The sequence below is a fragment of the Devosia crocina genome (genome assembly GCF_900116545.1).
In the GTDB taxonomy this organism is placed as follows: domain Bacteria; phylum Pseudomonadota; class Alphaproteobacteria; order Rhizobiales; family Devosiaceae; genus Devosia; species Devosia crocina.
The window spans coordinates 63,944-86,556 of the sequence record NZ_FPCK01000004.1 but is presented as its reverse complement, the minus strand read 5'-3'; the positions used below and the strand labels follow the sequence as shown (position 1 = coordinate 86,556).

The following is a 22,613-nucleotide window of genomic DNA, read 5'->3' as shown; positions in this document are numbered from 1 at the left end:
GCTCAAGCAAGGCGCGAGAGAATGAAGTCGCGCTCCTCGGCAAGCCCCGACCACTCGCCGGGATGGTCGGCATCGAAGATCAGGGTATAGGGGCCGGTATAACCGGCGTCTTCGGCAATGCCGATGCAGGCGCCGTAATCGGCCTCGTCAAGCCGGCCATCGGCAAAGCCGGCCTTGGCGTGGCAGAGTTCGGCCCGCCCTAAGATCGAGGCGAGATCCTCGTATTTTCCTTCCCCGTTCCAATTGCCGAAATCGGCAAGCAGGCCCACCCGGCCTTCAAGCTGGTCAAGCACGCTATGGACCGCTTCGGGTGTTGAAATCAGATCGAACCAGTTTTCGGTGACGATGCGCGTCGAGGAGCCGGCATTGCCATCGGCCAGTTGCCGCAGGGCGGAAACGGAGCGGGCAATGGTTTCTGGGCTCGGCTTCTGCTTGCCGGCGATGACGCGGGCGTTTTCAGCGCCAAGCGCATTTGCCACATCGATCCAGCCGGCGATCCAGGCCTGGTCGCGCACGCCATGCTCGGGATGGGTGATGTCACCGGCATCGATCAGCAGGGTCTGGAGGCGCACCTCGGCGCGCTCGAGCTGGTCGCGCAATTCGCCGAGATAGACCGGATCGCGGCTGCGCATGTGAAAAGAAACGATCTCGAGCCGGTGATAACCGTGATTGGCGAGAACCGAGGGAAGGCCCAGAAGGGATTCTTCGCCCTCGCCAAAGGTTTCTTCGCCAGGTCCGATGGCTGTCGTCGTCAGATCGTGCGGATAGGTGCTGCCCAGGAGCCGGTGCAGCGACCAGGTGGACACTGCGATGCGATGGTCGTTTTCAGCCAAAGGTCTTCTCCCCAATTCAGATCCGGCAGCAGGGCTTTATCCCTGCTGTCATGTGTCAAGACGAACGCCTAAGCGAGCCGATAGATGCGCTCGGCATTGGCATGGAAGAGCTTGGCCTGGTTCTCCGGGCTTTCGGCTCCGACGATCTGCCGGATGGCCTCGACCCAACTGGTCAGGGAGCCGGTGAGGGTCACCACGGGATGGTCGGACCCCCAGACGATGCGGTCCCAGCCAAAGCACGCAATCACATGCTCGACATAGGGGCGCAGCGTTTCCGCGTTCCAACCGGCATCGCAGTGATTGACGATGCCGGAAATCTTCGCCCGCAGATTGGGGAGAGCGGCAAGGCTCTTGAGCTCGGCGCGCCAGGGGTCGAGCCCGGCTCCGCTGATCGGGGGATTGCCGCAATGGTCGAGCACGAAGGTTACCTCGGGAACACGGCGGGCGAGGTCGAGGCCCAGGTGCAGCTGATCGGCGCGCAGGCACAGGTCGAAGGTGAGCCCGTGTTCGGCAAGGCGCTTGAGATTGTCCGAAAAGAGCGCGGGCTGGCTGATCTCGTCGGGCACTTCGTGCAGAATACGGCGCAATCCCTTGATCCGACCCTCGCCGAGCGCAAGGAGGCGTTCGAGCTGCTGGGGAAAGTCGGGGTGCTCCGGGCGGCACGCAGCGATGGCACCGACGATGCCGGGCAGGCCCAGAACGAAGCCGGTTTCCCCCTCGATGTCAGCCTCGGCGACATCGACCTCCATGTGAAGCGCGCCTTCGATCCCGAGCGGCTTTGCCTCGGCCCAGTAAGCCTCGACGCTCCAGGGCTTGTTGATGGCCGGAGCGTTGGCAAGCCAGGGATAGGAGAGGCGGTCGGGATAGATCAGGTGCAGGTGGGTATCGATAAGGCGCATGAAGAACTCCGCTTGTGCGCCGGAGTATGCATCTGCGTTCCGTTCGGGGAAGCGGAAATCGGGCTTATCGGCAGCCGAAATGGAACGCTAGTCGCCTTCGAGGGCGCCGATCCGGCCCTTTGCCGTTTCCCAGCTCAGCTCCGTCACACGGGCGATGATGGCTTCGGCCAGTGCCAGAAGCGCGGTATTGGCGTCCCAGGTGCGGCCGGTTTCGGTGCGGCAGGGCAGGCAGTAGCGGGCATGGCGCGAAATGGGGCTCAGCCATGCGTCGGTGATCAGGACGATATGGGCCTTGCGCCGTGCAAGGGTGCGCGCGGTTTCGAGCAGAGCGGGATCGTAGCGGCGCACATCGAACAGCACCGCGATATCGCCGGGCCGCACGTCGATCAGTTGATCGGCGCTGGTGGCGGGGCGGCCATCGAGCCGGCGAATGCCGGGGCGGACGAGGCGGAGATGGGCCTCGAGATAGCCGGCCAGAAAATCGGTGAAGCGGCCACCGGCGAGATAGCACTGGCGCTTGGGCTCGCTGAGGCGGCGGCACACGGTTTCGAATTCGCCGGCGGGAATATGGGCAGCGGTTTCGTTCAGGGTTCGCGCCGAACGCATGAGAAACGCGGCCAGAAAGGCTGCGTCCCCTTCGGTCTCTGGCGCCGAGGCACCGCGTTGCAGGGGAGATTTGGAACGCTCTTCGAGCTCTTCGCGCAGCGCGCGCTGGAAATCGGGATAGGAGCGGAAACCGAGCTGGGCGACAAAGCGCACGATGGTTGCAGCGCTTACTCCGGCGGCCGCGGCAAATTCGGCCACCGGAGCGAGACCGAGGAGAGGGTAGTTTCCGAGCAGCCCACGCGCCGCGCGCCGGCCCGCCGCGGTCAGGGCCTGATCAAGATCGTGGATGCGGGCTGCAACCGTCCTCCGCTCCAATTGGGTTCCTGAACCTGCTGTTTCAATGTTGACAGAGTTTGGTTTTATGCAACACCTATTACAGAAGTTGAGCGGTTCTGTTTAGGGGGATTATGGACGGGGAAGCGCAAAAACCGGTGCTGGTCACCAATGCGCGGGGCAATTCGCCCTTTGTGCTCCTGTGCGACCATGCCTCCAATCGCATTCCCGAGCGCTATGGCGATCTTGGGCTTTCCGCCGTCGAGCGGCTGAGCCATATCGCCTGGGATCCCGGCGCGCTGGCGGTCAGCCGCCGCCTTTCGATGCTGCTGGATGCGCCGCTGGTCGAATCCACGGTGTCGCGGCTGATCATCGACTGCAACCGGGCGCTCGACGCGCCAGACCTGATCTGGACCCTGTCCGAACGCACGCGCATCCCGGCCAACGAAAACCTCTCGGAAGCCGAGCGCCAGGAGCGCATCGCGCTTTATCACCGGCCCTATCATGGGGCGATCGACATGCTGCTCGAATCGCGCCGGCATGCCGGGCGGGAAACGGTGGTGGTGTGCATGCATTCCTATACGCCGGTCTTTCTCGGGATCGCGCGCCCCTGGCCGATCGGGCTCATCCATGGCCGGGATCAGAAGTTCACGCTGGCGCTGCGCGAGGCGCTGGCATCAGACGACCCCTCGCTCAATATCGGTTGGAACGAGCCCTACGCCGCGCTCAACGGGGTCACGCTGACGCTTGAAAAGCACGGCGACGGGCGCGGGCTCGACGCCACTATGATCGAAATCCGCAACGATGAAATCCTTGCCCCCGACGGGGTCAACCTCTGGGGTGAGCGCCTGGCCAGAAGCCTCGAGCAAGCCCGGCGCAACTTGCGACCATAGCGGAGGGCCCCATGACAAAGCATCAGGACGACGCAATATGCCGAAACCGATAGTGCTCTTTGTCAGGGGTGTGGACAGCGTCAACCGCCTTGTCGGGCGCTTTGCCATGGCGATCTTTTTCGTGATGGCGGCCATCATGCTTTATTCGACTGTGTCGCGCGCGGTGTTCGGCGTGCCGGTCAACTGGGCGCTTGAAATGACCCAGTTTCTGTTGTCCGCCTATTATCTGCTCGGCGGGGCCTATTCGCTGCAGCACAATTCGCATGTGCGCATGGATCTCTTTTATGCCCGGCTGCCCCAGCAGGGACGGGCCGTGCTCGATGCCTTCACCATCCTGTTCGTCATCTTCTTTCTCGGCGTCCTACTCTGGGGCGCGATCTCGAGCACGCAATATTCGATCCAGTACAATCAGCGCAATTATTCGGCCTGGTCGCCCGTGCTCTGGCCGGTCAAGCTCGCCATGACCGTGGGCATCTTCCTGATGCTCTTGCAACTGATCGCCCAGTTTTTCCGTGATCTGGCCGCGGCCAGAGGCAGGCCCCTCCCATGACGCCCGAGCTGATCACCCTTTTCATGTTCGCCACCATGATGGTGCTGCTCTTTACCGGGCAGCGCGTCTTCGGAGTGATCGGCTTCGTCGGCTCGGCGGCAGCGCTGTGGCTCTGGGGGCAGGGATCGGCCGAAATGCCGTTCAACCAGGCCTTTCAGGTGCTCAACTGGTACCCGCTGATCACCGTGCCCTTTTTCGTCTTCATGGGCTACATGATGAGCGAGAGCGGCATCGCCTCCAATCTATACCGCATGTTTCATGTCTGGTTCGGCCCCGTGCGCGGCGGTCTGGCGCTGGGCACGATGGGGCTGATGGTGCTGATCTCCTGCATCAACGGCCTGTCGGTCGCCGGCATGGCGATCGGGGCGAGCATCGCGCTGCCCGAACTTTTGCGCCGGGGCTATGACAAGATCATGGTCACCGGCGTCATCCAGGGCGGCTCGACGCTCGGTATCCTCATTCCCCCGAGCGTCGTGCTGGTGCTGTTCGCCATGATCGCCCGCGCCCCGATCACCGAACTCTGGCTCGCCGGCATCGTGCCGGGCCTGCTGATGGCCACCATCTTCGGGCTCTATGTCTATATCCGCTGCCGCGTGCAGCCCGAATTGGGGCCGCCGATCTCGCCCGAGGAACTGGCCGAAATCACTCCGCGCGAGAAACTCGTGCTGCTGCGCGAAGGCATCATGCCGGTGGCGGTTTTCGCCATCATGATGACGCTGTTTCTCACCGGCACGACGAGCCTGACCGAAAGCTCCGCCGTGGGGGCGCTGCTGGCCACGATTGCCGCAGCCCTTTCGGGCAAGCTCAACCGCGCCGTGCTGGAAACCACATCGCGCCAGACGCTGCTGATCAGCTGCATGTTCCTCTGGATCATCCTGGGCGCCCTGTGCTTCTCCTCGGTCTATGACGGACTTGGGGCCGTGCGGGCGATCGAGAACCTGCTGTTGAACACATTCGACCTCGATCCCTGGGGCATCCTGATCCTGATGCTGCTCAGCTTCATCGTCATGGGCATTTTTCTCGATGACACGGCCATGCTGGTGATCGTGGCGCCGCTCTATATCCCGCTCGTGCGCCTTCTCGGGTTCGACCTCGTCTGGTTCGGCATTCTCTACACGATCACCTGCCAGATCGCCTATATCACCCCGCCCTTCGGGTATAACCTGTTTCTGATGCGCGCCATGGCGCCGCCAGAAGTCACCCTGGGCGATATCTATCGCTCGATCACGCCCTTTATCCTGCTGATGGTGCTGACGCTGGTGCTGCTGATGATCTTTCCGCAGATCGCGCTCTGGCTGCCTGGCCTTTATCGGGGGACGTGACGATGAATTTGCGCGGGAAACTCAACAAGCAAGGGAGGCGCCAGCCAAGCTAGCCCGACGTCGACTATTTGCCGCGCCCGCTCCGGCGGAGCGCCTGATTTCACAGGGGAACAAGCTTTGACCGATATCTTGAATAAACGTAGTTTCTTGAAGCGCGCAGGCCTTGCCACGGCTGGAGCCCTCGGCGCCACCACCCTTGCCATGCCGCATGTGCGGGCCCAGACGCCGATCCGCTGGCGCCTACAGACCTATGCCGGGCCGGCGCTCGCCGAACATGTGGTGGGCAATGCCATCGAGTGGTTCAACACCGCCGCCAATGGCGAAATGGAGATCGAGCTTTATACCGCCGACCAGCTGGTGCCGCATGGCGAACTGTTTCGCGCCGTCCAGACCGGCACGATCGATGCGGCCCAGAGCGACGACGATTCCGCTGCAGCGCCCGTCGACGTCAAGGTGTTCGGCGCCTATTTTCCGCTCGCCTCGCGCTATTCGCTCGATGTGCCGGCGCTCTGGCACTGGCGCGGGCTCAAGGAAATCTGGGAAGAGGCCTATAGCGAAATTCCGGATGTGACGTGGCTCTCGACCGGCGCCTGGGATCCCTGCAATTTCGGCACCACCAAGCCGATCAACACGCTGGCCGATCTCAATGGCTTGCGGGTCTACACTTTCCCCACCGCCGGGCAGTTCCTGTCCAAATATGGCGTGATCCCGGTGACCCTGCCTTATGAAGACGTCGAGCCGGCGCTCCAGACCGGCGAACTCGACGGTATCTGCTGGTGCGGCACGACCGAACTGCACACCGTGGGTTGGGCCAATGTGCTCAAATATTACCTGACCAATCCGCTCTCGGGGGCGTGGGCGGGGTCATATTTCGTCAACACGGCCAAGTGGAATGCGGTGCCGCCGCACCTTCAGCAGCTCTATCGCATGATGATCGACAGTTCGCACTATTATCGCCAGCACTGGTACTGGGCCGGCGAGGCGCGCTACCGCATCGAAGGAAACCTGGAACTGACCACGATTCCCGCAGCCGAATGGGCGAGTGTGGAAGAAGATGCCCGCGCTTTCTGGGATCAGATCGCCTCGCAATCGGATCGCAGTGCGCGCGTGGTAGAGATTATCAAAAAATACAACGCCGATATGGAGCTGGCAGGCGCCCCCTATCGCTATTCCTGATCGCTGCTGCCGGTCGCAATGGCGCGGCCGGCTTTCGTTGTTTCGAGGGGGTTTTGATGAGTGCCTATAGCATCGAACAACTGCGCGAGGACGTCCGCTCGGGGCGGGTAGACACCGTGCTCGTGGCCTTTCCCGACATGCAGGGGCGGCTGATCGGCAAGCGGTTTCAGGCGCAGTTCTTTCTCGATGGCGCCATGGAAGAGACCCATGGCTGCAACTACCTGCTGGCCAACGATATCGACATGGAGCCGGTGCCCGGCTACCAGGCGGCCAACTGGGGCAAGGGCTATGGCGACTTCGTCATGAAGCCGGACCTCGCAACGCTGATGCTCTGCACCTGGCTCGAAGGCACGGCGCTGGTTCTGGCCGATCTTGTCGACCATCACCATCACGAACCCATTCCGCACGCGCCCCGCTCGATCCTGAAGCGTCAGCTAGCCCGGCTCGAGGCCTTGGGGCTTTCGGCAAATTTTGCGAGCGAACTCGAATTCTACCTGTTCGACGAGACCTTCCGCTCCGCCCACGACAAGGGCTACCAGAACCTGACCGCAGCCGGCTACTACATCGAGGATTACCACATCTTCCAGACCACCAAGGAGGAGGGGGTGATGCGCTCGCTGCGCAATCACCTTCATGCCTCGGGCATTCCGGTCGAAAACTCCAAGGGCGAGTGGGGGCCGGGACAGGAAGAGATCAATGTGCGCTATGCCGAGGCGCTGACCATGGCGGACCGGCATGTGGTGATCAAGAACGCCACAAAGGAAATCGCCTATGCCAAGGGCAAAGCCGTCACCTTCATGGCCAAATGGGCCTATGATCTCGCCGGATCTTCCGCTCATATCCATATGTCGCTGGCAAAGGACGGAAAAAACCAGTTCGTCGATGAAAGCGACACCTTGGGCATGTCCGGGCTGATGAAGCATTTCATGGCGGGTCTTCTGACCTATGCCGGGGACATCACCTATTTTCTTGCGCCCTATATCAATTCCTACAAGCGCTTCCAGGTCGGCACCTTTGCCCCGACCAAGGCGATCTGGTCGAGCGACAACCGCACCGCGGGGTTCCGGCTTTGTGGAGAAAATACCGGGGGCATTCGCGTCGAATGCCGGATCGGTGGGGCCGATCTCAACCCATACCTCGCTTTTGCGGCCCTGCTCGCGGCGGGGCTGAAGGGGGTGGAGGACAAGCTTGAGCTCGAGCCGGCATTTTCCGGCGACGCCTATGCGGGCGAAAGCTTGCGCGAAGTGCACAAAACCCTGCGCGACGCCATTTCCGCGCTCAAAAGTTCGGACATGCTGGCCGAGGCGTTTGGGGCCCATGTCGTCGCCCATTATGTGCATACCGGCAATTGGGAACAGCTCGAATACGACCGCCGCGTTACCGATTGGGAGCGCAAGCGCGGGTTCGAGCAGAGCTGACTTACCTTTCCGTCCCGGTGAGAGGTCGGCGCGAAACGCCGGGTGGTGACGGGTGACGATAAATGGGTGCCTGCTCAAAAGCAGTGTGGCAGCACCCCGACTGTGAGTGGAACGCAACAATGACCGAAACGGTCCAGATCATCTCCCCCATCGACGGTAAGGTCTATGCCGAGCGGCAAACGCTCGATAGCGCCGCTATCGCCAGTTCGGTTTCCCGCGCCAAAGCGGCTCAACGCGCATGGCGCATGGTCTCCGTCGCGGAGCGGGTCGCGGCAGTGGGGCGCATGGTCGATGCGCTTCTCGCCATGAATGACGAAATCATCCCCGAACTGGCCTGGCAGATGGGCCGCCCCGTCCGGTACGGTGCGGAAAAGCGCGGCGTCGAAGAGCGCAGCAAGCATATGCTGGCCATTGCCGAAACCGTGCTCGCCCCTTCGATGCGGCCCGACAAGGAAGGCTTCACCCGCTATATCTCGCTCGAACCGCTTGGGCTCGTGCTGGTCATCGCACCCTGGAACTATCCTTTCCTGACGGCCGTCAACTCGATCGTGCCAGCCTTGGTCGCGGGCAATGCGGTGCTTCTGAAACATGCGAGCCAGACCCTGCTCGCCGGCGAGCGCTTCGCCGCTGCCGCAAAGACCGCCGGCCTGCCCGATGGCATCTTTCAAAATCTTGTCCTCAGCCATGCCGACACCGAAAAGCTCGTTGGCTCCGGCGCTATCGATCACATCAACTTCACCGGCTCGGTCGAGGGCGGGCGGCGCATCGAAATGGCTGCGGCGGGGACATTTGCAACGCTCGGGCTAGAACTCGGGGGCAAGGACCCGGCCTATGTGCGCGCCGACGCCGATCTCGATTCCGCGGCAGAAAACCTCGCTGATGGCAGTTTCTTCAACTCCGGGCAGTCCTGCTGCGGGGTCGAGCGCATCTATGTGCATGCCGATGTCTATGACGGCTTCGTCGACCGCTTCATTGGCCAGGCGCGCGGCTGGACGCTTGGCGATCCGCTCGATGCCGCAACCATTGTCGGCCCCATGGCGCGCGGCAGCTTCGCCGATCATGTGCGGCGCCAGACCGAGGAAGCGGTTCGCGGCGGCGCCACGCGGCATCTCAACTGGGCCGATCCGCGCGATAAAGACGGCTCACCTTATCTTGCCCCCGAAGTGCTGACCGGCGTCAACCACCAGATGAGTGTCATGCGCGAGGAGAGTTTTGGGCCGGTTGTGGGCATCATGAAGGTGGCGGACGACAATGAGGCGATCACGCTGATGAACGACAGTCCCTATGGCCTGACCGCCTCGATCTGGACCAGCGACCTCCACGCCGCGGGACAAATCGGCGCGCAGGTTGAAACCGGCACGGTTTTCGCCAATCGCTGCGACTATCTTGATCCTGCGCTCGTTTGGACCGGGGTCAAGGACACCGGCAAAGGCGGCGGACTGAGCGAAATCGGCTACCATAATTTGACCCAGCCCAAGAGTTTTCATCTCAAGCGGGTTTGAGACGCAATCCTCTCCCGTCGTCGCTACCGGGCTTGTCCCGGTGGTCCATGCGGAGACGAGATGGATTGCCCGGACAAGCCGGCAATGACGGTGGGACGAGAGCCATGAACACGAGGCCAGAATGACCAAAGCCAATTGGAATTATCCCACCGCCGTCCGTTTCGGCGCCGGCCGCATTGCCGATTTGCCCGACGCCCTAAAGGTCGCGGGGGTCGAAAAACCGCTCCTCGTGACCGATGCAGGCCTCGCTGGCCTGCCCGTCACCCAAAAGGTGCTCGCTGACCTCAAGGCCCAAGGCATCGATGTCAGCCTCTTCTCCGATGTGAAACCCAATCCCATTTCGGCCAATGTCGAGGCCGGCATCAAGGTGCTGCGCGAAGGGGGCTACGATGGCGTTATCGCCTTTGGCGGCGGCTCCGGGCTCGATACGGCCAAGGTGATCGCCTTTATGGCCGGACAGACCCGCCCTATGTGGGATTTCGAAGATATCGGCGACTGGTGGACCCGCGCCGATCCCCAGGGCATATTTCCCATCGTCGCTGTGCCGACCACGGCCGGAACGGGCTCGGAAGTGGGACGCGCCGGGGTGATCACCGACGAGACAACGCATACCAAGAAGGTGATCTTTCATCCCCTGATGATGCCCAAGGTCGTTATCGCCGATCCTGAACTGACCGTCGGCATGCCCAAATTCATCACCGTGGGCACCGGCATGGATGCGTTGGCCCATTGCCTCGAAGCCTATTGCGCGCCGGGCTACCATCCGATGGCGGATGGCATTGCGGTGGAAGGCATCCGGCTCGTTTTCGAGAACCTGCCCAAGGTTGTCCTGGACCCCGGCAATATCGAAGCGCGCGGGCATCTCATGAGCGCGGCGGCCATGGGCGCAACGGCGTTTCAGAAGGGTCTCGGGGCGATCCATGCGCTGAGCCACCCGGTGGGCGCGCTCTACGACACCCATCACGGCATGACCAATGCCGTTTTCATGCCCTATGTGCTCAAGGTCAATAAGCCGGCGATCGAGGCCAAGATTGCCCGATTGGCGGCCTATCTGGGGCTGGCACCGAGCTTTGACGCGTTCCTCCATGCAGTGGTGGCCCTGAGGCTGCGGCTCGAGGTGCCGCACACGCTGAGCGACTTCGGCGTCGACGGGGAGCAACGCGACAAGATCGGCGACATGGCAATCGTTGACCCCACGGCGGGCGGCAATCCGGTGGAGCTGACCCGGGAGCGGGCGCTCGAGATTTTCGATCGGGCAATGGAGGGGCGGATCTGAGCGGGCTCCTCGCCGAAGGCAAGGGCTCGTTGGCGGTAGAACGGTGGCAGGGCTACCTCGTTGCGCCACGCTCCTCTAAACTGCGCGCAGAACCTTGGAGGACACAATGCCGCTTTATGCGCTCGACGGCGTCGCGCCCGAAATCTCGTCCGATATCGGCTGGATTGCCCCCAGTGCCGTGCTGGTGGGACGGTGCAGTGTCGGGGCGGATGCAGGGATCTGGTTCGGCGTCGTCATGCGCGGCGACATCGAACCCATCCGCATCGGGGCGCGCACCAATGTCCAGGAAAACTGCGTGCTCCATACCGACAAGGGTTTTCCCCTGACGGTGGGCGAGAACTGCACCATCGGCCACAGCGCCATCGTCCATGGCTGCACCATCGGCGACAACACGCTGATCGGCATGGGCGCAACCGTGCTCAATGGCGCACGGATCGGAAAGAATTGCCTGATCGGAGCTAATGCCTTGATCACCGAGGGCAAGGAAATCCCGGACAATTCGCTTGTTGTCGGCGCGCCGGGAAAGGTGGTGCGGACGCTCAACGAAGCAGCCATGGCCGGGCTCCTGGCATCGGCAGATCGCTATGTCGCCAATGCCAAGCGCTTTGCTTCAGGACTGGTCGAGGTGACACGGGCAGGGGATTTCGAGCCGGGGTAGCGTCTGGCGCCATGCCCAGGAAAACCAGTAGCCTCTTCTTCAGGTGCCGCGAAGCGGCCTCGAAGGACTGAGGCGTGCCAGGGTGTCCCAGCATGCCCGACCTCGTGGTTCGAGGCTACGCTACGCTTCGCACCTCACCATGAGGTCTTCTTTTATGGCAGCATAACGTCGACGCGGAGGCCTTGGCGGGGCTTGCTTTTGATGGTCATCTGGCCGCGATGGCGCTGGACGATGTGCTTGACGATGGCAAGGCCCAGGCCGGTGCCTTTTTTCTTGCGGCTGGTATCGGCGTCGATGCGATAGAAGCGCTCGGTCATGCGCGGCACGTGTTCGGGTTCAACCCCAGGGCCGTGATCGACGATGCTGATCTGGTGCTTGAAGCCGCCGCGATCGACCGGCGAGAGGGTGACGTCCACCGTCTTGCCATCGGCGCCATATTTGATGGCGTTATCGATGAGGTTTTCAAAGACTTCGTAGAGCTGGCTGCGATCGCCCGTCGCCATCACCTGGCCGGCGGGCAGGTCCAGGGTTACCTCGAGCTCTGCAGCCTTGGCCTGGGTCTGGAGGCCCTCGCGCACTTCGCGCAGGAGCGCGGCAAGATCGACCGAGCCGGTGGGCCGGACATGCTGATACATTTCGATGCGCGACAGGCTAAGGAGATCGTCGATCAGCCGGCTCATGCGTTCGGCCTGACCGCGCATGATGCCGAGGAATTTCTCGCGCGCCACCGTGTCGCGGGCGGCAGGGCCGAGAAGCGTGTCGATGAAGCCAAGCAGCGAAGCGAGCGGGGTGCGCAATTCGTGGCTGGCATTGGCGATGAAATCGGTGCGCATGGCATCGACGCGCTTGAGCTCAGTCAGGCTTTGGAAGGTGATCAGCAAATGACGGTCATCGGCGGCGAGCCAATCGCTGCCAGGCGCGCGGATCGGGGCAACGGTCACCTTGTCCCAGGTTTCGCTGGGCAGGATTTCGTGCAGTTCAAAACTTTGCGCTTCTCCGGTGCGCATCGCCGCATCGACCGCTGCCACGAGGTCAGGATTGCGCATCACAAGGGTCAGCAGCTTGCCCGGCTGCACATTGGGATAGTGATCGGCGGCCGCACGATTGCGGTAGGTGACGGCGCCACGCTGATCGAGCACGAGGCTCACCTCGCCCAGGGCCTCGACCAAGGCGGGCAGGATGTCGAGCGGATCCTGCCCTGGGGCGGGCAGGGGTGCAGGCGCTTCGACGAGGCGGGTGACGATCTGCACCGGCAGCGGCAGGAAAGCGACAAAGCCCACAATAAGGCCATACGCGAGCAGGGCAAGATCCGGACGCAGGCCGCCGAAAACGACCATGGCGATGAAAAGCCCGGCGAGGCAGAGGAGCAGGCCGGCGAAACCGGCAAGGCGCGTCAGGATGTCCTGGCTACGCCCCAGGGGCGCGGCCGACTGAATGTCGTCCATTTTTGGCCGCCGAATCAAATGCTTGCTCCGGGCTCTTGCGCCGGATCGGATCTTCTAGCACGCTGACTGTAACAGTGGAGCGACAGTATGAACGACCCTTTCGACAGCTTCGATATCGACAATCCCGAGCTTCCCGAAAGCATCGAGAATAACGCCCTGACCTCGGGCGGCTTCCCCTATGGGCAAAAGCTCGCCAAGCAAGAGTATGAAAGAGAACTCTACGCTTTGCAAAAGCAACTGGTTTTGCTGCAGGCGCACATGGCCAAGGCCGGCGAGCGGATCGTTCTGGTTTTCGAGGGACGCGACGCAGCCGGCAAGGGCGGCACCATCAAAACCATCCTCGAAAACCTAAATCCGCGCTACAACATCATCGCCGCTTTGCCCAAACCCAACGATCGGGAACGCACGCAGTGGTATTTCCAGCGCTATGTGGACTGGCTGCCGGCAGCAGGCGAAATGGTGCTGTTCGACCGTTCCTGGTACAATCGGGCCGGGGTCGAGCCGGTCATGGGCTTTGCAACAGCCGAGCAGACCGAGCTTTTCCTCCAAGAGGCGCCGGAATTCGAGAAGCGCCTGACCCGGGACGGAATCCGATTGTTCAAGTTCTGGCTCTCGATCGGCCGCGAGATGCAGCTCAAGCGCTTTCATGCGCGCCGGCACGATCCGCTCAAGACCTGGAAATTGTCGCCGATCGACCTTGAAGCGCTCAAACGCTGGGACGCCTATTCGGACGCGCGGGACCGGATGCTGGAGCGCACCGATTCAGACCATGCGCCCTGGACGGTGATCCGCGCCAACGACAAGCGCCGGCTGCGGCTCAACGTTATTCGCACCGTGCTCAACGGCTTTAACTATGAAGGCAAGACCGAAAAGGCGATCGGCGCCATCGACCGCAATATCGTGCTCAGCGCCAAGGCCTTTGCCGAGACGGCGGGGGAATAGGCCGCTCGGCGTGCCCTAGACCGTGTTTCGCGGCTGCGCTGCCTGCTTTGCGCCTCGCCATGAGGCTGAGCTTGTCAGCCCACAAACTCCGGCTCGACCAGCGCGCCTTTGTGACCGATGACGATGCCGGCGATGCGATGGGCGTTTTCGGCAGCTTCGCGAATGGACTTGCCCTCGAGGCGGGCTGAAAGATAGCCACCGTTGAAACTGTCGCCTGCCCCGGTAGCATCGACGACATTGGCCGCCGGGGGCGGCGCGAGAGTGATGCGCTCACTGGCGGTGGCGATCAGGGCGTCGCGGGCGCCGTCCTTGACCACCACTTCCTCCACACCAAGCTCGAGATAGCGCTCGGCCGTGTCTTCGATGCTTTTGTCGCCGAAAAGCGGGGCTTCGTCGGTATGGGTGGGCAGGACGATGTCGCAAAGGCTGGCGGCTGCGGTCAGGACCGAGGTCATGACGCGCGGGCTGGACCAGAGGGCCGGACGCAGATTGGTGTCGAAGGCGATTTTGGCGCCACTGTCGCGTGCCTTGACGATGGCACCAAGGAGGCGCCCGCGCGCGCGGGGCGCGAGGATCGCAAGCGTGATCCCGGAGAAATAAACAAGACTCGCGCCTTCCACCGCCTTGTGCAGCGCCGCCTTGTCGTCAGCCAGCAGCTTGGCCGCCGATTGATCGCGCCAATAGGTGAAGTGACGGTCGCCCTTGTCCTGGTGGATCATGTAAAGGCCCGGCCGGCGCTCCGGCACGGTGCCGATATGATCGGTGCCGATATTGTTGGTCTTGAGAAAGGCGCGGATGTCGTCTGAATAGCGATCCTTGCCGAGCGCCGTGACATAATCGACGTCCCAGGGCTTGCCGAGGAGCGCGCGCAGATACCAGGCGGTGTTGAGCGTATCGCCGGCATAGCCGAGCCGATAGGTGCGGTCCTCGCCCCCGCTCATTTCGATCATGCATTCCCCGATGCTGACGATCCGCTTGCTGGCCATGCCTTTTCCTCCGCTGATCCCACGCTACGCTTATGCCGGGACGATAATACCGGAGCAAGCGCGCCATCGGCTCTCTCCTAGCGAGGCATGGGCTTCCATACAAGATTGGAAATCTCTATGCTGGCTTCCGATTTGCCAGACTTCGGAAAGACCACATGACCAGCACCCGCCTCAGCCCCGCAACTCTAGGCTCGCTCAAGCCGGGCATCGGTGTGCCGAACTACGACAGGGGCAAGGTCACGCCAGGCATCGTGCATCTGGGGATCGGCGCCTTTCATCGGGCCCATATGGCGGTTTATGTCGATGATCTCCTTTCCGCCGATCCGAGCTGGGGCATTGTCGGCGCGAGCCTGCGCCGGCCCGACACCAAGGACGCGCTAGAGCCGCAGGCAGGATTGTATTCCATTGCCGTGCGCGATGCGGCGGGCACGCATCCGCGTGTCATCGGTTCGATCCTGTCCGTCATGGATGCCAACAGCGAACGCGAGGCGCTGCTGGCGCTGATGGCGGACGAAAAGATCCGCATCATCTCCCTGACCGTAACGGAAAAGGGCTATTGCCATGATCCGGCAACCGGTGAACTCGACGAAAACCATCCCGATATCGTCCACGACCTCGCTCATCCCACTGACCCGAGATCGGCGCCCGGCATGCTGGTCGAGGCGCTGGCGCGGCGCAAGGCGGCCGGCATTGCGCCCTTTACGGTGATGAGCTGCGACAATCTCCCGGCCAATGGCGAGACGGCCAAGCGCATCGTGACGCGCTTTGCCGCCTTGCGCGACCCTGCGCTCGGCCAGTGGGTTGAGGCGGTGGCCTTCCCCTCGACCATGGTCGACCGTATCGTGCCCTCGACCACCGATGCCGACCGGGCCGAAGTGGCGGGGCTGATCGGTGCTGAAGATGCCTGGCCGATCATGACAGAGCCCTTTACCCAATGGGTGGTCGAGGATCATTTCCCCTCCGGCCGCCCGGCGTTCGAAAAGGCCGGCGCACAGCTGGTGGAGGACGTCGAGCCCTTCGAGCTGATGAAGCTGCGCATGCTCAACGGCTCGCATTCCACCATGGCTTATCTCGGCTATCTCGGGGGTTACCAATATATTGCCGAGGTCATGGAAGACCCTGCTTATGTCACGCTGATCCACGGCCTGATGAGCGAGGAAGCCATGCCCACGCTCGACATGCCGGGCACCGATCTCTGGGCTTATCGTGACGAGCTGCTGGAGCGGTTTCGCAATCCTGCGCTCAAGCACCGGACCTGGCAGATCGCCATGGACGGTTCGCAAAAGTTGCCGCAGCGGCTGCTTGGCACCATTCGCGATCGCCTCAAGGCCGGCCAGCCGATCACCCGGCTCGCGCTCGGGGTGGCGGCCTGGATGCGCTATGTGACCGGGGTCGACGAGGGGGGCAGCGAGATCGACGTGCGCGATCCCCATGCGCTCAAGATGCATGCGATTGCGGCCGATGCCGGGGACAACCCGGTGGCGCTTTACGAGGGGCTTGCCAGCCTCAGCGAAGTGTTCGGCACGGACCTGGCTGGGCACACGGTATTTCGCGAGACCGTGGTTGGGCACCTGGAAAGTCTTTTTGACGAAGGCGCGAAGGCGACCGTAGCGAAGGTGGCTGGCTAATCCCCACCTGACCTCCCCCCCCGGAAGGGGGAGGAACACATCGGTCCTTGCCTAGAAATCCGTGAGCCACCGGCAGATCTCTCCCCCTTCTGGAGGGGGAGGCTAGGAGGGGGTTATATCTCCACCCCATAAGCCTCCCGCATTTCCCCAATCTCCCCAAGTACCGCATAAAACCCCGACCAGTCATCGCTTTCCGCGATCGGCGCCCAGATCGCTTCCACCTCCTCGATCAGCATGGTTCGAGGCTTTTCTCGGGCGAAGTAGGGATGATCGAGATTGACGTCGTCGCGCGGCGCAAGGGCTTCAAGGACATTGGCGAGGGGGCGGAAGGCCTCGGTGGCGTAAAACCCGGCCGCAGGACTGCGAGCGGCGCGTTCGGCGCTCATCACGCCTCCGCGCCAGTCAAAGAAGAACTGTTCATAGGGCGCCTTGCTGGTCGAAAGAAAGCTGAACAGCGCTGTAACGAAGGCATTGTTTGTCTCTTCGTCCCGGAGCACGAGCCCAAGCCGGGAAAGGATCGCCTCCGGCAGCTGCCTGCGGAAGAGGGGCCAGACGGTGTTGAGCACCGGCTCGAGTGCTTCGAGCGAAGAGAGGGGCACGAGGCATTCGGCAAGGCGCGTCAGGTTCCAGGCAAGGGTGTCGGGCTGGCGGCCGAAGCTGTAGAGGCCAGTCTGGTCGAAATAGGCGGCGGTGAAATCCGGATCATAGGTCGGGATGAAGCGCCAGGGGCCGTAGTCGAAGCTTTCCCCGGTGATATTGATGTTGTCGGTGTTGAGGACGCCATGGACGAAGCCGGCCGCGATCCATTGCGCGCCGAGGATCGCGACCTTTTCGACCACCGTTTGGAGGAAGGCGGCAGCGGGGTCAGGCGCATCTTCAAGCTCGGGATAGTAATTGGCGATGGCATAATCAACGAGGCGACCGAGATTGGCCGTGTCCTCGAGATAGGCGAGACGCTGGAAGGTGCCGATGCGGATATGGCTGTGGCTGAGCCGGGTCAGGACCGCCGATCGGGTCGGCGAGGGTTCGTCGCCGCGATAAAGCTGTTCGCCGGTTTCAACGAGCGAAAAACTCTTCGAGGTATAAACGCCGAGCGCTTCGAGCATTTCGGTCGCCAGCACTTCGCGCACCCCGCCTTTGAGCGTCAGCCGGCCATCGCCGCCGCGCGACCACGGCGTCTTGCCCGAGCCCTTGGTGCCGAAATCAAGAAGCCGGCCATCTTTGGGATCGATGCATTGGCCAAAGAGAAACCCCCGGCCATCGCCCAGATCGGGATTGTAGGAGCGGAACTGATGGCCGTGGTAGCGCAGGGCCAGCGGCTGGGGCAACGAGCCAGGCACTGGCTCGAAACGGCCGAAATGCCTGAGCCACTCCTCTTCGGTCAGCGAGCCGAGCCCGATCCGCCCGGCCCAGCGCTGATCGCGGTGGCGGAGAATGGTCTTGGGGAAGTCGGCGGGCGCGACGGGATCGAAAAAATCGGGGCCAAGTTCGGCGTGGCTCTGGGCGGGGATGAAGTCGGTCATGGAACCACTGCTTTATTGATGCGCCTCATGCGCAGGCCCGGCTTGCGGCCGGTGCGGCTGGCGGGAGCGGGCAAATCGGCCTATATCATGCGGGATGATACAGCTTGCACCCTTCAAGGCCGCCATTTTCGACATGGACGGGACCTTGCTCGACACCGAGTCCTTGTTCAAGACCATCGTCTTCGAAGTCTGCACCGACCTTGGCTTCGAAATGACCGAGGACGTGCATCGTTCCATGGTTGGCTCAAGCCATGAGCGGACCAATCAGCTTCTGCTGGAAGCTTATGGCGTGAGCTTTCCCTACGCGCTGTTCGACGAGAAATGCCGCGTCAGCATGCGCGAGCGTTCCCATGCGGGCGTGCCCGTCAAGGCGGGCGTGCACGACTTCATCGCGGCGCTGCATGACAACAATATCCCGACAGCGGTCGCGACTTCTTCGCGCAATCCCCATGCCCAGCACCATCTGAGCGCAGCGGGGCTGCTTGATCTGTTTGAAACGATCGTCACGCGCGACGACGTTACCTACCCTAAACCCCATCCCGAGCCTTATCTGACGGCAGCCGAGCGGCTTGGCGTCGATCCTGCCGATTGCCTCGCGCTCGAGGACAGCCATGCCGGGGTTCAGGCCGCCCACGCGGCAGGGATGCAGACCATCATGGTGCCCGATCTTGTCCATCCCAGCGAGGACATTCTCGCGCTCGGCATTGCGGTGATGGAGAGCCTCGGCCACGTCCATCGTGCGGCCTTTCCCATTAAGATGTGATCGCGCCGAAACGCGCATAAAATTCTAACAAATCCGGCAAGACTCGCTTGAGCACGAATTAAGCCCATGAGTTTCGTGGGTTTTCTTTTGCGCGCTCTGCGATTAACCGTGTTTTAAGAAGCTAAGGCGTATGGTTAACCAGCCGTAAAAATTGGCTTCCATCTCGCAGCGGGCTTGGCTAGTGTGGCCCCCGCAACGACGGACCGCCAGACGGTCTGACCAGAAGGCTCGCCGGAAGGACTGGACGGGCTCAGGGGCAAGGACGGGGCATTGACTGCACGCTGGGGGCATAGGATCGCGCGCGCCGCATCCAAGGTGACACTGTTGGCAACGGCTGCGTGCCTCGCCGCTCTGATCGCTGCACCGATCGCCAGCCAGGCCAATGATGCCGACATCGTCCTGCCGCTCGAAATTCCCGCCGACATCGCCGAAACGCGGACGCAGCCGGCGCTCGGCGCATCCTTTGTGCCGGTCAAGGCCGGGCAGCAGGCGCTGACCGATGCCCTGCTCGCCAACTACGTGGCGCGCCAGCAAAAACTCCGCTCGGTGGACGTGACCCTGGCCGGGCCGCAGGCCCCGCTCAGCGAAGAAGTGCTGATGGGCTATATCGCCCGTGGCTCGCTGGGGGGCAGCAACAACACCGCTCTTTCGGCCATCGACAGCTTCATGCAGCCGATCAGCGCGGCCAAACCGACTGTCACGCCTGACCTGCTCGAGGCCTATGTGGCCGATGGCTACCGGCCGACCGCCAAGCGGCTCGAAGTGGCCAACAAGGAGCGCGAGTGCCTGGCCATGGCCATCTATCACGAAGCGCGCGGCGAGAGCGCCGATGGGCAATTGGCGGTGGCCAATGTGATCGTGAACCGGGCGCGCTCCAGCAAATATCCCGGCTCGCTCTGTGGCGTGATCTACCAGGGCGCCGACAAGGGCCGCTATCGCTGCCAGTTTACCTTTGCCTGTGACGGCCGCGACGAACGCCCCGGCGAACGTCAGGCCTGGGCACGTTCCGTGGCTCTCGCCAAGGACGTTTATGCCGACTATGCAACCGGTGCCGATATCGGCGCGCTGCCAAAGTCAGTGCTTTTCTACCACACCACCGCCGTGCGCCCCTCCTGGTCCTATACCTTCGACCGCGTCGCCGAAGTGGGCTCCCACATTTTCTATTCGCCCAACTGAGATTTCCGGTTTGGCGGCAGGCAAGATTCCCGCGTCAGCGGGAATTTCTGTTTGTGCGGAAAGCCGGGGCTGCCTGTGCCCCTTCTCTTCTAACCCCAGACGGAAGTATTCACCTGGGCGCTTGTGGGCGACACCGCCGTTTTGCCCTCGGACTTGATCCGAGGGCGCGGGGGCAAACTTATTCCGCCGCTTCGGCCATTTGCGGGCCGGCTTCGTTGCTGGCGCTGGGACCGAACTTGAGAAAGTTCTGCCGGAACAGGTGCACGAGCTTATGGGCCTGCGCATCGTAGGCATCCTGGTCGGTCCAGCACTGCCGCGGGTCGAGCAGATGCGGCTCGACACCCTCGACCGCTTCGGGCACGGCAAAGCCGAAAAAGGGATCGATGCGGGCGGGGGCTTTGTCGAGCGCGCCACTCAGAGCTGCTGTCAGAAGGCGCCGGGTCGAGGCGATGTCGATGCGCTTGCCGACCCCATAGGCGCCACCGATCCAGCCGGTATTAAGGAGCCAGGCTTGGGCGCCGCTGCTGCGCAGACGCTGGGCGAGCATTTCGCCATAAACGGTGGGGTGCAGCGACATGAAGGGCGCGCCGAAACAGGCCGAAAAAGTCGCCTGCGGCTCGGTGACGCCCCGCTCGGTGCCTGCAACTTTGGCGGTGTAGCCGGAAAGAAAGTGGTAGACCGCCTGTTCGGGCGTAAGCCGGGCCAGGGGAGGCAGAACGCCGAAAGCATCGGCAGTGAGAAATACGACAGTTTTGGGCGTGCCGCCGGCGCCACCAGGGGCGACCGATGGCAGGACATCGAGCGGATAGGCCGCGCGTGTGTTTTCGGTTAAGGAGATATCGTCAAAGAGGGGCCGGCGCGTCGCCTCGTCGAGAATGACATTTTCAAGCACGGTGCCGAAGCGGCTTGTGGCTGCAAAGATTTCTGGCTCGGCTTCGGCGCTGAGCTTGACGGTCTTGGCGTAGCAGCCCCCTTCGAGGTTGAACACGCCATCGGCGCTCCAGCCATGTTCGTCATCCCCGATGAGCGGACGCTCCGGATCGTTGGAGAGCGTGGTCTTGCCGGTGCCCGAAAGGCCGAAAAATAGCGCGGCTTCGCCATCGGGACCCAGATTTGCCGAACAATGCATGGGCAGGACGCCCTGGGCCGGCGCATGAAAGTTGAAGAGCGAGAAAACCGACTTCTTGATTTCGCCGGCATAGCGCGTGCCCCCGATCAGCACGATATTGCGTCTGAGATCGAGCGCGATCACAGTCTCAGTGCGGGTGCCGTGGCGCTTCGGATCGGCGGTGAACAGCGGCGCGTGGATGATGGTGACCGGCATGGCGTCAGCCGATGTGTCGATGCCTTCGCCCGGGCGGATCAGGAGGTTGCGGATAAAGAGCGCATGCCAGGCGCTCGGGGTCAGCACGGTGACATCGTATTGGTGGCGCGGATCGGCCCCGGCGAGCAGATCCTGGCGGAAGAGCTTTTGCCCGGCAAGGTGGGCCTGCATGTCGGCAAGAAGGAGATCGAACTGGGCCGGCGACAGTGATCCCGAATTGTCCCACCAGACCCGATCTTCGGTCAGCGCGTCGCGAACGATGAATTTGTCCTTGGGCGAGCGGCCGGTAAAGGCGCCGGTCTCTACGCTGAGTGCCCCATGCGCGGTCAGCCGGGCACCACCCTGAGCAAGGGCCTGGGCAACCAGTTCGGGGGCAATGGCGTTTTCATCGAGCGATGTTGCAGCTTCGACAATGGCTTGGCGCAGGGCGCTGTGGTCTTCGGCTTGCATGTTTCCGTCTCCGTTTTCCGCCGCAAAGGAGAGCAGCGGACGAGCGGAAGGTGACAGGCAGGGCCTTTGCCAGCCATCCCGAAATCGGTCGTAAGACGGAAGTCTGAGGCGGCCCGGACGGGAGCCGCGCGTCGTGGCAGGCTTGGCCTCGCCATATTTAACGCGTAATTGTCGCTTGCAAAGTCGCGCAGGACAAAAAGAAACAGGCTCAGTCAAAGAGCCCGAAAGCGTCGCAAAGAGAAAGGCACAAGATGCCCAAGATCGCCCTGGTGGACGACGACCGGAACATTCTCACCTCGGTTTCCCTCACGCTCGAAGCCGAGGGTTATCAGGTGGCAACCTATACCGATGGGGCTTCGGGTCTCGATGGTCTCACCGCCGATCGGCCCGATCTGGCCATCCTCGACATCAAGATGCCGCGCATGGACGGCATGGAACTGTTGCGCCGCCTGCGCCAGAAGTCCGATGTGCCGGTGATCTTCCTCACCTCCAAGGACGAGGAGATCGATGAGCTGTTCGGGCTCAAGATGGGTGCCGACGATTTCATCACCAAGCCCTTCAGCCAGCGCCTGCTCGTTGAGCGCGTCAAGGCTATCCTCCGCCGCTCCGCCCCGCGCGATCCTTCCGCACCCGGCACGACCGGGGTCGAGCCTGCACCCGGCAAGGCGCTCATCGAGCGCGGTTCGCTGGTGATGGACGAAGAGCGCCACACCTGCACCTGGAAAGGGCAGCGCGTGACCCTCACCGTCACCGAATTCCTGATTCTCCAGGCGCTGGCCCTGCGCCCCGGCGTCGTCAAGTCGCGCAATGCGCTGATGGATGCGGCCTATGACGACCAGGTCTATGTGGACGATCGCACCATCGACAGCCACATCAAGCGTCTGCGCAAGAAGTTCAAGGCGACAGACGACGACTTCGAAATGATCGAAACGCTTTACGGCGTCGGCTATCGATTTAAGGAGCAGTAAGG

20 protein-coding genes are annotated in these 22,613 nt (G+C 62.5%); 13 read left to right on the top strand and 7 right to left on the bottom strand.

All coding sequences use genetic code 11. The features are described 5' to 3' along the window. Window positions 1-2: 2 nt before the first annotated feature. The 3 genes from BM364_RS16480 to BM364_RS16470 all read right to left on the bottom strand — a co-directional run bounded on the left by BM364_RS16480 (window position 3) and on the right by BM364_RS16470 (window position 2,653). A complete protein-coding gene (locus BM364_RS16480) occupies window positions 3-833 on the bottom strand; it encodes a sugar phosphate isomerase/epimerase family protein (RefSeq protein ID WP_092426528.1) in 831 nt (276 codons plus the stop codon). A gap of 68 nt (window positions 834-901) precedes the next feature. Continuing rightward, window positions 902-1,732 (bottom strand): amidohydrolase family protein, encoded by an 831-nt coding sequence (locus tag BM364_RS16475; protein ID WP_092426525.1) that lies wholly within the window; start codon window positions 1,730-1,732, stop codon window positions 902-904. Between the two features lie 87 nt (window positions 1,733-1,819). After that, on the bottom strand, window positions 1,820-2,653 hold the full coding sequence (locus tag BM364_RS16470; RefSeq protein ID WP_092426523.1) for a MurR/RpiR family transcriptional regulator: 834 nt from the start codon (window positions 2,651-2,653) through the stop codon (window positions 1,820-1,822). Window positions 2,654-2,745: 92 nt separating this feature from the next. On the opposite strand from BM364_RS16470, the gene BM364_RS16465 reads away from it, so the two are divergent. The 8 genes from BM364_RS16465 to BM364_RS16430 all read left to right on the top strand — a co-directional run bounded on the left by BM364_RS16465 (window position 2,746) and on the right by BM364_RS16430 (window position 11,406). After that, window positions 2,746-3,504, top strand: coding sequence for an N-formylglutamate amidohydrolase (locus BM364_RS16465; protein WP_092426521.1), 759 nt, complete (start codon window positions 2,746-2,748; stop codon window positions 3,502-3,504). A gap of 37 nt (window positions 3,505-3,541) precedes the next feature. Further along, window positions 3,542-4,054 carry a TRAP transporter small permease subunit gene (locus BM364_RS16460; RefSeq protein ID WP_092426520.1) on the top strand — a complete coding sequence of 171 codons (513 nt, stop codon included), beginning with the start codon at window positions 3,542-3,544 and terminating at the stop codon, window positions 4,052-4,054. After that, window positions 4,051-5,376, top strand: coding sequence for a TRAP transporter large permease (locus BM364_RS16455; protein ID WP_092426518.1), 1,326 nt, complete (start codon window positions 4,051-4,053; stop codon window positions 5,374-5,376). The genes BM364_RS16460 and BM364_RS16455 overlap by 4 nt, the downstream gene beginning before the upstream one ends. 126 nt (window positions 5,377-5,502) lie before the next feature. Beyond that, window positions 5,503-6,552 carry a type 2 periplasmic-binding domain-containing protein gene (locus BM364_RS16450; protein ID WP_244542945.1) on the top strand — a complete coding sequence of 350 codons (1,050 nt, stop codon included), beginning with the start codon at window positions 5,503-5,505 and terminating at the stop codon, window positions 6,550-6,552. A gap of 56 nt (window positions 6,553-6,608) precedes the next feature. Next, the gene (locus BM364_RS16445; protein ID WP_092426516.1) at window positions 6,609-7,970 is read left to right on the top strand and encodes a glutamine synthetase family protein; all 1,362 of its coding nucleotides are present in this window, start codon (window positions 6,609-6,611) and stop codon (window positions 7,968-7,970) included. A 119-nt stretch (window positions 7,971-8,089) separates the two neighbouring features. Beyond that, window positions 8,090-9,472, top strand: coding sequence for an aldehyde dehydrogenase family protein (locus BM364_RS16440; protein WP_092426514.1), 1,383 nt, complete (start codon window positions 8,090-8,092; stop codon window positions 9,470-9,472). 121 nt (window positions 9,473-9,593) lie between these two features. Next, the gene (locus tag BM364_RS16435) at window positions 9,594-10,748 is read left to right on the top strand and encodes an iron-containing alcohol dehydrogenase (RefSeq protein ID WP_092426512.1); all 1,155 of its coding nucleotides are present in this window, start codon (window positions 9,594-9,596) and stop codon (window positions 10,746-10,748) included. A gap of 106 nt (window positions 10,749-10,854) precedes the next feature. Next, the gene (locus tag BM364_RS16430) at window positions 10,855-11,406 is read left to right on the top strand and encodes a gamma carbonic anhydrase family protein (RefSeq protein WP_092426510.1); all 552 of its coding nucleotides are present in this window, start codon (window positions 10,855-10,857) and stop codon (window positions 11,404-11,406) included. Between the two features lie 152 nt (window positions 11,407-11,558). Here the strand turns inward: BM364_RS16430 and BM364_RS16425 are convergent, their stop codons facing one another. After that, a complete protein-coding gene (locus BM364_RS16425; RefSeq protein WP_092426508.1) occupies window positions 11,559-12,851 on the bottom strand; it encodes a sensor histidine kinase in 1,293 nt (430 codons plus the stop codon). 87 nt (window positions 12,852-12,938) lie between these two features. Between BM364_RS16425 and ppk2 the strand changes: the two genes are divergently transcribed. After that, window positions 12,939-13,793, top strand: a complete 855-nt coding sequence (gene ppk2, locus BM364_RS16420; RefSeq protein ID WP_092426506.1) for a polyphosphate kinase 2 — start codon at window positions 12,939-12,941, stop codon at window positions 13,791-13,793. A 74-nt stretch (window positions 13,794-13,867) separates the two neighbouring features. Here ppk2 and BM364_RS16415 read toward each other — a convergent pair whose 3' ends face one another. Continuing rightward, a complete protein-coding gene (locus tag BM364_RS16415; RefSeq protein WP_092426504.1) occupies window positions 13,868-14,779 on the bottom strand; it encodes a sugar kinase in 912 nt (303 codons plus the stop codon). A gap of 155 nt (window positions 14,780-14,934) precedes the next feature. Between BM364_RS16415 and BM364_RS16410 the strand changes: the two genes are divergently transcribed. Then, window positions 14,935-16,407, top strand: a complete 1,473-nt coding sequence (locus tag BM364_RS16410) for a mannitol dehydrogenase family protein (RefSeq protein ID WP_092426502.1) — start codon at window positions 14,935-14,937, stop codon at window positions 16,405-16,407. Window positions 16,408-16,520: 113 nt separating this feature from the next. Here the strand turns inward: BM364_RS16410 and BM364_RS16405 are convergent, their stop codons facing one another. Next, the gene (locus BM364_RS16405) at window positions 16,521-17,930 is read right to left on the bottom strand and encodes a protein adenylyltransferase SelO (RefSeq protein ID WP_092426501.1); all 1,410 of its coding nucleotides are present in this window, start codon (window positions 17,928-17,930) and stop codon (window positions 16,521-16,523) included. A gap of 94 nt (window positions 17,931-18,024) precedes the next feature. Between BM364_RS16405 and BM364_RS16400 the strand changes: the two genes are divergently transcribed. Both BM364_RS16400 and BM364_RS16395 read left to right on the top strand, forming a co-directional pair. Further along, window positions 18,025-18,693: an HAD family hydrolase gene (locus tag BM364_RS16400; RefSeq protein ID WP_092426499.1), complete on the top strand. Its 669-nt coding sequence runs from the start codon at window positions 18,025-18,027 to the stop codon at window positions 18,691-18,693. A gap of 270 nt (window positions 18,694-18,963) precedes the next feature. Then, window positions 18,964-19,869, top strand: coding sequence for a cell wall hydrolase (locus BM364_RS16395; protein ID WP_139232615.1), 906 nt, complete (start codon window positions 18,964-18,966; stop codon window positions 19,867-19,869). Between the two features lie 178 nt (window positions 19,870-20,047). Here the strand turns inward: BM364_RS16395 and pckA are convergent, their stop codons facing one another. Beyond that, the gene (gene pckA / locus BM364_RS16390; RefSeq protein ID WP_092426495.1) at window positions 20,048-21,643 is read right to left on the bottom strand and encodes a phosphoenolpyruvate carboxykinase (ATP); all 1,596 of its coding nucleotides are present in this window, start codon (window positions 21,641-21,643) and stop codon (window positions 20,048-20,050) included. A gap of 251 nt (window positions 21,644-21,894) precedes the next feature. Between pckA and BM364_RS16385 the strand changes: the two genes are divergently transcribed. Beyond that, on the top strand, window positions 21,895-22,611 hold the full coding sequence (locus BM364_RS16385; RefSeq protein WP_092426493.1) for a response regulator transcription factor: 717 nt from the start codon (window positions 21,895-21,897) through the stop codon (window positions 22,609-22,611). Window positions 22,612-22,613: the final 2 nt, after the last annotated feature.